9 protein-coding genes are annotated in these 8907 nt (G+C 66.8%); 7 read left to right on the plus strand and 2 right to left on the minus strand.

The window, feature by feature from the left end:
- Positions 1-320 precede the first annotated feature (320 nt).
- A complete protein-coding gene (locus EOW65_RS11345; protein ID WP_128149485.1) occupies positions 321-3158 on the plus strand; it encodes an Rne/Rng family ribonuclease in 2838 nt (945 codons plus the stop codon).
- Positions 3159-3218: 60 nt separating this feature from the next.
- On the opposite strand, the gene EOW65_RS11350 is transcribed toward EOW65_RS11345, so the two are convergent.
- Positions 3219-3443, minus strand: a complete 225-nt coding sequence (locus tag EOW65_RS11350) for a sulfurtransferase TusA family protein (RefSeq protein WP_164880074.1) — start codon at positions 3441-3443, stop codon at positions 3219-3221.
- Positions 3444-3534: 91 nt separating this feature from the next.
- Here EOW65_RS11350 and EOW65_RS11355 point away from each other — a divergent pair, with 91 nt between their 5' ends.
- Positions 3535-4278, plus strand: coding sequence for a cytochrome c biogenesis CcdA family protein (locus tag EOW65_RS11355; RefSeq protein ID WP_128149487.1), 744 nt, complete (start codon positions 3535-3537; stop codon positions 4276-4278).
- A gap of 134 nt (positions 4279-4412) precedes the next feature.
- Here the strand turns inward: EOW65_RS11355 and EOW65_RS11360 are convergent, their stop codons facing one another.
- The gene (locus EOW65_RS11360; protein WP_128149489.1) at positions 4413-5201 is read right to left on the minus strand and encodes an enoyl-CoA hydratase; all 789 of its coding nucleotides are present in this window, start codon (positions 5199-5201) and stop codon (positions 4413-4415) included.
- 53 nt (positions 5202-5254) lie between these two features.
- Here EOW65_RS11360 and EOW65_RS11365 point away from each other — a divergent pair, with 53 nt between their 5' ends.
- The 5 genes from EOW65_RS11365 (at position 5255) to pssA (ending at position 8365) form a co-directional block, all read left to right on the plus strand.
- Positions 5255-5674 carry a PaaI family thioesterase gene (locus EOW65_RS11365; RefSeq protein WP_128149491.1) on the plus strand — a complete coding sequence of 140 codons (420 nt, stop codon included), beginning with the start codon at positions 5255-5257 and terminating at the stop codon, positions 5672-5674.
- Positions 5675-5823: 149 nt separating this feature from the next.
- On the plus strand, positions 5824-6285 hold the full coding sequence (gene rplM, locus EOW65_RS11370) for a 50S ribosomal protein L13 (RefSeq protein WP_113899086.1): 462 nt from the start codon (positions 5824-5826) through the stop codon (positions 6283-6285).
- A gap of 2 nt (positions 6286-6287) precedes the next feature.
- Positions 6288-6779: a 30S ribosomal protein S9 gene (gene rpsI / locus EOW65_RS11375; RefSeq protein WP_121532962.1), complete on the plus strand. Its 492-nt coding sequence runs from the start codon at positions 6288-6290 to the stop codon at positions 6777-6779.
- Positions 6780-6915: 136 nt separating this feature from the next.
- Positions 6916-7632 (plus strand): phosphatidylserine decarboxylase, encoded by a 717-nt coding sequence (locus tag EOW65_RS11380; RefSeq protein ID WP_304945442.1) that lies wholly within the window; start codon positions 6916-6918, stop codon positions 7630-7632.
- A 1-nt stretch (position 7633) separates the two neighbouring features.
- Positions 7634-8365, plus strand: coding sequence for a CDP-diacylglycerol--serine O-phosphatidyltransferase (gene pssA, locus EOW65_RS11385; RefSeq protein ID WP_128149495.1), 732 nt, complete (start codon positions 7634-7636; stop codon positions 8363-8365).
- Positions 8366-8907 lie beyond the last annotated feature (542 nt).

The raw sequence follows: 8907 nt of genomic DNA on the forward strand, positions 1-8907 counted from the left end.
TCCGTCCACGGATTTCGCTGATTTCGGGGCCTGGAAGTGCGCGATGGCGCCTTCGCGCCCGGATCAACCGATTGGCCGAAAGGCCGCTCTCTTGCCCCCAAGGCCTTGATCCACGGGGGTTTCAATTGGGTGACGGGGCCTCCCCCGCACTTGGGAAAGAACCGCGATGACGCGTGGACAGGATGGGCTGGTGATGACGGGCGGGCCTTTGGCCGCCGCCGCCGGCGTATTGGTGCCCGCGCTCGCCTCAACGAAAAACCATGTCCGCGCCGCCTCTCCCCCCGGGGAGGGGCGGCCGCGGGCATGTGGAACCTGGATACATGGCAAAGAAAATGCTCATCGATGCCACCCACGCGGAGGAAACCCGCGTCGTGGTGGTGGACGGCAACAAGGTCGAGGAATTCGACTTTGAGACCATCAACAAGCGGCAGCTCGCCGGCAATATCTATCTGGCAAAAGTGACGCGGGTGGAGCCTTCGCTCCAGGCGGCTTTTGTCGATTACGGCGGCAACCGCCACGGCTTCCTCGCCTTCGCCGAAATTCATCCCGACTATTACCAGATCCCGGTCGCCGACCGTCAGGCGCTGCTTGAGGAAGAGCGCGCCTATGCCGAGGCCGAGGAGGCCGAGGAGACGAAGTCGCGCTCGCGCCGGTCGCGCTCGCGCTCGCGCAACTCGGCCAAGGCCGAGAAGGCGGCCGAGACCGATGCGGTCGTCCGCTCCGAGGACATTCCCGGCATGGCGGTGGTCGATCTCGACACCGAGGCGACCGAGGGCGAGGCGCTGATCGCCGCGCCGCTCGCGGCCGAGGTCGTGGCCCCCGAGGCAGAAGCGCCCGTGGCCGAAGACCTCGCGCCGGTCGCGCAGCCGGAGGAGGTCACCGAGGCCGCCGACGAGGCGAATGACGAGGACAGCTCCGACGAGGACGCGGTCGCCTCGGCCGATGACGGCATCGAGTCCGTCGCCGAGGAAGACGTCCACGAAGAGATCCACGCACCCCGCAAGCCGCGCCCGCGCCGCTACAAGATCCAGGAAGTCATCAAGGTGCGCCAGATCATGCTGGTGCAGGTGGTGAAGGAAGAGCGCGGCAACAAGGGGGCGGCGCTGACCACCTATCTGTCGCTCGCCGGCCGCTATTGTGTGCTGATGCCGAACACCGCCCGGGGCGGTGGCATCTCGCGCAAGATCACCAATGCCGCCGACCGCAAGAAGCTGAAGGAGATCGCCTCCGAGCTCGAGGTGCCGCAGGGCGCCGGGCTGATCATCCGCACCGCGGGCGCGCAGCGCACCAAGACCGAGATCCGCCGCGACTATGAATACCTGATGCGGCTGTGGGAGCAGATCCGCGAGCTGACGCTGCGCTCGATCGCGCCGGCGCCGATCTACGAGGAAGGCGACCTGATCAAGCGCTCGATCCGCGACCTCTACTCGAAGGACATCGACGAGGTGCTGGTCGAGGGCGAGCGCGGCTATCGCGTGGCCAAGGACTTCATGAAGATGATCATGCCGTCCCACGCGAAAAGCGTCACCAATTACCGCGAGCAGCTGCCGCTCTTCGCGCGCTTCCAGGTGGAGAGCTATCTTTCCTCGATGTTCAACCCGGTCGTGCAGCTGAAATCGGGCGGTTACATCGTCATCGGCGTGACCGAGGCGCTGGTCGCGATCGACGTGAACTCGGGCCGGGCCACCAAGGAAGGCTCGATCGAGGACACGGCGCTGAAGACCAACCTCGAGGCCGCCGACGAGGTCGCCCGCCAGCTGCGCCTGCGCGACCTGGCCGGTCTGATCGTCATCGACTTCATCGACATGGAAGAGCGCAAGAACAACGCCGCCGTCGAGAAGCGGATGAAGGAAAAGCTCAAGACCGACCGCGCCCGCATCCAGGTGGGGCGGATCTCGGGCTTCGGCCTGATGGAGATGAGCCGGCAACGGCTGCGTCCGGGGATGCTGGAATCGACCACGCAGCCCTGCCCGCATTGCCACGGCACGGGGCTGATCCGCTCGGACGACAGTCTGGCGCTGCAGGTGCTGCGCGCGATCGAGGAAGAGGGCACCCGCAAGCGCTCGCGCGAAGTGCTGGTGAAATGCCCGGTCGCGGTGGCGAACTACCTGATGAACGCCAAGCGCGAGCATATCGCCGGGATCGAGGCGCGCTATGGCATGGCGGTGCGGCTCGAGGCTGACCCGACGCTGGTCAGCCCCGACTTCTCGATCGAGAAGTTCAAGACCGCGACCCGTGTCGTCCCCGACCCGATGAGCCAGGCGGTTCATGCAACCGCCGAGCTGATGGCAGAGATCGACGAGGCGGAGATCGACGAGGACGACGATCTCGAGGAGATCGAGGCGGAGGTCGAGACCGAGGCCGAGGCAGAGCTGGAGGACAATGCCTCCGAGACCGCCGAGGGCGACGACCAGCCGAAGAAGAAGAAGCGTCGGCGTCGGCGGAAGAAGAAGTCGGGCACGGGCGCCGCGGCGCAGGGCGAGGCTTCGGAGACCGAGGACGAGGGCGACGCCGAGGACGGGGTCGAGGCATCTGACGACGAGGACGAGGCCGCCGAGGATGCGGCGCGCGCGGCGGCTGCCGCGGCGCTGGCCGAGGTGAGCCTGCCCGAGGTTGCGGCGGAAGCGCCGGTCGAGGCTGTGGCCGAAGCTGTGGAGGCCGCGCCGGTCGAGGCGCCCGTCGCCGAAGCCGAGGGGGCCGAGGCTCCGGCCGAACCCGTCGAGGAAGCGCCGAAGAAGTCGACCCGTTCGCGCTCGACGAGCGCGAAGTCGTCGACGTCGAAAACCACGGCGCCGAAGACCTCCTCGTCGCGCAAGAAGACGGTGAAGGCTGCCGAGGGCGAGGAGGGCGAGGCCGCCCCCGCGCCGAAGAAGACCACGAGCAGCCGCTCGCGCAAGAAGGTGGTTCCGGCCGAGCCCGCCGCCGAAGCGGTGACCGCGACCGAGCCTGCGGTGCCGGTGGAAACGCCCGCGGCGCCGCCGGCCGAGGCCCCTGCGGCCCCGCCTGCGGAAACGCCGGTCGAGCCCCCGGTCGAGGCGCCGGAGGCGCCGGTGATCGAGACCCCGGTCGAGGCGCCTGCCGAGCTGCCGGACGAGATGCCGGGCGAAGAGGCGCGCGCTACGACCGTGCCGAAGCGCCGTGGCTGGTGGTCGGCCTGATCCGATCGCAAATGAGATGACGAACGCCGGGCCCTGGGCCCGGCGTTTTTCGTTTGGGGATCAGCCCTTGCGCACGAGATAGCGCAGCCCGGCCGTGTCCTCGGCCGAAATCAGGACATGTCCGGCCCCGGCACAGAAATGCGGCACGTCGATCCAGCTGGCGCCGTCGGTCGCCAGAAGCTCGACCACCGCGCCCGCGGGCAGGGCGGCGAGCACCCTGCGCAGGCGCAGGACGGGCAGCGGGCACAGCATGCCCCGCGCGTCGATGGTGGTGGCGATGTCCATGCAACCGGGCTAGCCGCGCCGCGCCGATTTGTCCACGCGCTTGTGAGCGGCGCGCAGATGACGGGCCGCGGCGGGGATGCTAAGGAGAGGCATGTTCGGAATTGACCTCATCGACGCCGCCTTCCTGCCCGCCGCGCTGGTTGCGCTGGTGGCAGGGCTTTTGTCCTTCCTCAGCCCCTGCGTGCTGCCGATCGTGCCGCCTTATCTTGCCTACATGGGCGGGGTCAGCATGGGCGATCTGCGCGAGGGGCGCGGTTCGGCCGTGCTGCCGGCGCTGTTCTTCGTGCTGGGGCTCTCCACCGTTTTCCTGCTGATGGGCTTTGCCGCCTCCGCCTTCGGCCAGTTCTTTCTGTCGAACCAGGAGCTGTTTGGCCGCATCGCAGGGGCGGTCATCATCGGGCTCGGTCTGCACTTCCTTGGCTTCTACCGGATCCCGATCCTCGATCGCGAGGCGCGGCTCGACGCGGGCGATCAGGGCGGATCGAGCCTTGGGGCCTATGTGCTGGGGCTTGCCTTCGCCTTCGGCTGGACGCCCTGCATCGGGCCGCAGCTCGGCGCGATCCTGTCGATCGCGGCACAGGGCGGCGACCTTGCGCGCGGCACCGGACTGCTGGCGATCTATGCGGCGGGGTTGGGCATTCCCTTCCTGCTGGCCGCGATCTTCATCCAGCGCGCGATCGGGGTGATGAACCGGATCAAGCGCCACATGGGGCTGATCGAGAAGGTCATGGGCGCGCTTCTGGTGATCGTCGGGCTCTTGCTGCTGACGAATGCCTTCTCGGCAATCAGCTTCTGGCTTCTGGAAACCTTCCCGGGGCTTGCGCAGCTGGGCTGAGGCGGAAAGGACGTCGTCCTTTCGCGACCACGCAGGGGCTCCGCGGGAGGGGGCGCTTTTTCTCCTTGCCGGAAATACCTCGGGGGTGAGGCCCGTCAGGGCCGAGGGGGCAGCGCCCCCTCGCGGCCGCGGTTTCAGACCGCCCAGTCGGGTTTGCGCTTCTCGATGAAGGCGCTGATCCCTTCCTCGGTGTCGCGCCAGAGCATGTTCTCGACCATCACTGCCGCGGTGTGTTCATAGGCCGCGGCGAGATCGAGGGTCATCTGGTCGTAGAAGGCCCGCTTGCCGATCTTCACCGCGGCGCCGAGCTTGGCTGCGAGGGTCTCGGCGAGCCGCCCGGCCTCAGCGGCGAGGGCCTCGTGCGGGGCGATGCGGTTCACGAGGCCGACCTCGCGCGCGCGGGACGCGTCGATGAACTCGCCGGTCGTCAGCATCTCGAAAGCGACCTTGCGCGGCACGTTGCGGGTGAGCGCCACCATCGGCGTCGAGCAGAAGAGGCCGATGTTCACCCCGTTCACGCCAAAGCGCGTGCCCTCGGCGGCGACGGCGAGGTCGCAGCTCGCGACGAGCTGGCAGCCGGCGGCGGTGGCGATGCCATGCACCTCGGCGATCACCGGCTGCGGCAGCGCGGGGATCATCTGCATCACCTCGGCGCAGCGGAAGAAGAGATCGGCGAAATAGGCCCGGCCCTTGTCGGGCGCCTGCCGGCCCGCCTGCATCTCCTTCAGGTCGTGGCCGGCGCAGAAGGCCTTGCCCGCGCCTTTCAGCACCACGACCTTGACCGAGCCGTCAGTGCCCAGCTCGGTGAAGCGCGCTTTCAGCGCGGCGAGCATTGCGTCCGACAAAGCGTTCAGGCTGCCCGGGGCGTTCATCGTCAGATGTGCGACGACGCCACGTCGCTCGAGTTGCACGAGATCCGTCATTGAAATTCCTCCCTGTGGCGGAAACTCTAGGGAGGGAGATCCGGGGAGGAAAGATGGAAATCGCGATGGACGAGGCGCGGCTTGCCGCCTTCATGGAGGAGGAATTCCCGCAGGTAGCGGGCGATTTCGTGATCGAGAGCGTGGGCGAGGAGCTGATCGTGCGGCTGAAGGTGGGCGAGTTGCACCTGCGCCCGGGCGGCACCGTGTCGGGCCCGACGATGTTCGCACTCGCCGATGTCTCGGTCTGGCTCGCGATCCTCAGCCGGATCGGACCGGTGGCGCTCGCGGTCACCACTGGCGCCTCGATCGACTTCATGCGCAAGCCCGCGGCGGGGCGCGACCTGATCGCGCGGGCGCGGCTTCTCAAGCTTGGCCGGGTGCTCGCGGTGGGGGATGTGCTGATCTTCTCGGAAGGGGAGGCGGCGCCCGTTGCGCGGTCGTCGATGACCTATTCGATCCCCCCGAAGGGGTGACTCGGGTCAATTTTGTGGGGTATCTTGATACCAATTTTTCAACGCACTGATTTCGCTTCGAAAAATGGCGCACAGTGGGCTTGATTTTCGGGCGCCGATCGCGCAAAAGCCGGCATCCGAATTCCACAACCCTTCAAAGGGCGATCGAAATGAAAACCTATACCGCGAAACCGGCGGAGATCGAGAAGAAGTGGATCCTGATCGACGCCGAGGGCGTCGTTCTGGGCCGCCTCGCCACGATCGTTGCCATGCGCCTGCGTGGCAAGCACAAGCCGACCTTCACCCCGCACATGGACATGGGCGACAACGTGATCATCATCAACGCCGACAAGGTGCAGATGACGGGCACGAAGCGTGAAGACAAGCGCTACTACTGGCACACCAACCACCCGGGCGGGATCAAGTTCCGCACCGCGCGTCAGGTGCTCGAAGGCGCTCACCCCGAGCGTGTCGTGATCAAGGCCGTCGAGCGCATGATCTCGCGCAACCGCCTTGGCCGTGCGCAGATGTCGAACCTGCGCGTCTATGCCGGCACCGAGCATCCGCATGAAGCCCAACAGCCTGAAGTTCTGGACGTCAAGGTCCTGAACAAGAAGAACACCCGGAGCTGATCATGGCCGAAGAACTCAAGTCCCTCGACGATCTGAAGTCGGCCGTGTCGGGCGTCGCCGTGGCGACCGCCGAAGCCCCGGTCACCCGCGAAGCGCAGCGCGATTCGCTGAACCGCGCCTATGCCACCGGCAAGCGCAAGGACGCGGTCGCCCGCGTCTGGGTGAAGCCCGGCTCGGGCAAGATCACCGTGAACGGCAAGGACATGGCGGTGTATTTCGCCCGTCCGGTGCTGCAGCTGATCGTGAACCAGCCGTTCGGCGTCGCTGGCGTCGAAGGCCAGTATGACGTCGTCGCGACCGTCGCCGGCGGCGGCCTCTCGGGCCAGGCCGGTGCGGTGAAGCACGGCATCTCGAAGGCGCTGCAGCTGCACGAACCGGCGCTGCGCGCGCCGCTGAAGGCCGCTGGCTTCCTGACCCGCGACTCGCGCGTCGTCGAACGCAAGAAGTACGGCAAGGCGAAAGCCCGTCGGTCCTTCCAGTTCTCGAAGCGCTGATCTTCAGACCATTGCATCCGGAAAACGCGGTCCCTCGGGGCCGCGTTTTTCATTGTGCCGCAGCGGCCGCGGGGCAGGGGACGGCCTGGCTGTTCCCATGATCCGCGCTTTGCGGTAGAAACAGGGCAAAAGAACCATAACACAAGGCAGGCGCATGTCCGTATCGATGCTTTCCACCTTCATCAAGCCGATGCACCCGGAGGGGCGGAAGTTCGTCGCCATCTTCGCCGGCATCACGCTTGTACTGTTCCTGATCTGGGGGCCGCTCGGCTGGCTCGGCACCGGGCTGACGGTCTGGTGCTATTACTTCTTCCGCGACCCGGTGCGGGTGACGCCCGCGCGCGAGGGGCTGATGGTCTCGCCCGCAGATGGCGTGGTCTCGCTGCTCGAGCCCGCGGTGCCGCCGGCGGAACTGGGGCTTGGCGACGCGCCGATGACCCGGGTCTCGGTCTTCATGTCGGTGTTCAACTGCCATGTGAACCGCCTGCCGCTCGCCGGCCGCATCACCCGCATCGCCTATCGGCCGGGCAAGTTCCTGAATGCCTCGCTCGACAAGGCCAGCTCGGACAACGAGCGCAATGGCCTTGCGGTCGAGACTGCCGACGGGCGCCGCTATGGCGTGGTGCAGATCGCGGGCCTCGTGGCGCGGCGGATCCTGTGCGAGGTGAAGGAAGGCCAGGCGCTGATGACCGGCGCGCGATTCGGCCTGATCCGTTTCGGTTCGCGGCTCGACATCTATCTGCCCGAGGGGGTGAACCCGCTCGTCTGCATCGGTCAGACGATGGTTGCCGGCGAGACGGTGATCGCCGATCTCGCCTCGGACGAGGCCGCACGCACGGGCGGGGAGCGCTGAGATGGAGCCGCGCGAGCGCGAACAGATGCCGTTCCTGCTGCTGTTGCCCAACCTCGTGACGATCGCGGGGATGTGCCTCGGCCTGACCTCGATCCGCTACACGATGGTGGCGCAGTTCGAGACGGCGGTGGTGCTGGTGCTGCTCTCGGCGCTGATCGACGGCATGGACGGGCTGATCGCGCGGCGGCTGCGGGCGACCTCGGAATTCGGGGCGGAGCTCGACAGCCTGTCCGACTTCCTGTGCTTCGGCGTCGCGCCCGGTCTGCTCGTCTATCGCTTCGCGCTTGGCGAGGTGAACGCGATGGGCTGGGTGCTGGTGCTGGTCTTCGCGGCCGCCTGCTGCCTGAGGCTGGCACGCTTCAACGTGATGCGCGGCGAGGACGGGGCGGGCAAGACCCATTTCACCGGGGTGCCGGCGCCTGCCGGGGCGATGCTGGCGTTGCTGCCGATCTATCTGAGTTTCTCCGGGCTGCTCGATGCTCGCGGCGCGCCGATGGTGGTGGCCTTCTGGCTGGGCCTCGTGGGGGTGCTGATGATTTCGCGGGTGCCCACCTTCTCGCCGAAGGCGCTGCGGGTGCCGCGCTGGGGCGTCGGCGCCCTGCTGATGGGCACGGTGATCGGCATGGGGATGATCTTCACCCGCTTCTGGCTGCTGATGGTGATCGTCGACCTGATCTATGTCGCGATGCTGCTGCCGGGCGTGTGGAAGGTGCGCGGGCGCCTGCTGCGCTGAGCGGCGACTCGACGGACGAATCTGGCCGGGCCCTGTGCCCGGCTTTTTCTTTTTCGGGGGCAGGGGAGGGGCATGCCCCGCTCTGCGGTGTGGAAACGGCGAGTCGCCTGGGCCGATTCCTGCGACTTCGGCCGGCGAAGTTTCGCTTTCCTCGGTGGATAAGTCGTGCATTCCATGCAGAGACCGGACTTTCAAAATGCAGACCGCTCAAAAAACGCACAGTAAAACAAGGCTTACCCGGAAAAAATGACAGTTCTGCAAAAAATCCGCTTGCGGAGGTCGGCGTGCAGCCGTAGAACGCCCCTCACCGAAGCGGAACACGCCGCGACGGTCGCTGAATGCCTCGAAACGGAAACGGATCGGCGCTGACGGTTGAAGGGATCGACAGACCTGGCCTCTGATGGCCGCGTTTGCCTTTCCGTGCTCTTTGACATTGACGGATATCTGAAGAGATATGCGGGCGGTTTGGTCGCAAGCGACGCGGACCGTAGCATATCGCTCACTAGGGCTTGTCCCGATGATGTGAGTAGTCAGCTTCACTG

Source organism: Paenirhodobacter ferrireducens (assembly GCF_004022265.1).
GTDB classification, from domain to species: Bacteria; Pseudomonadota; Alphaproteobacteria; order Rhodobacterales; family Rhodobacteraceae; genus Rhodobacter; species Rhodobacter ferrireducens.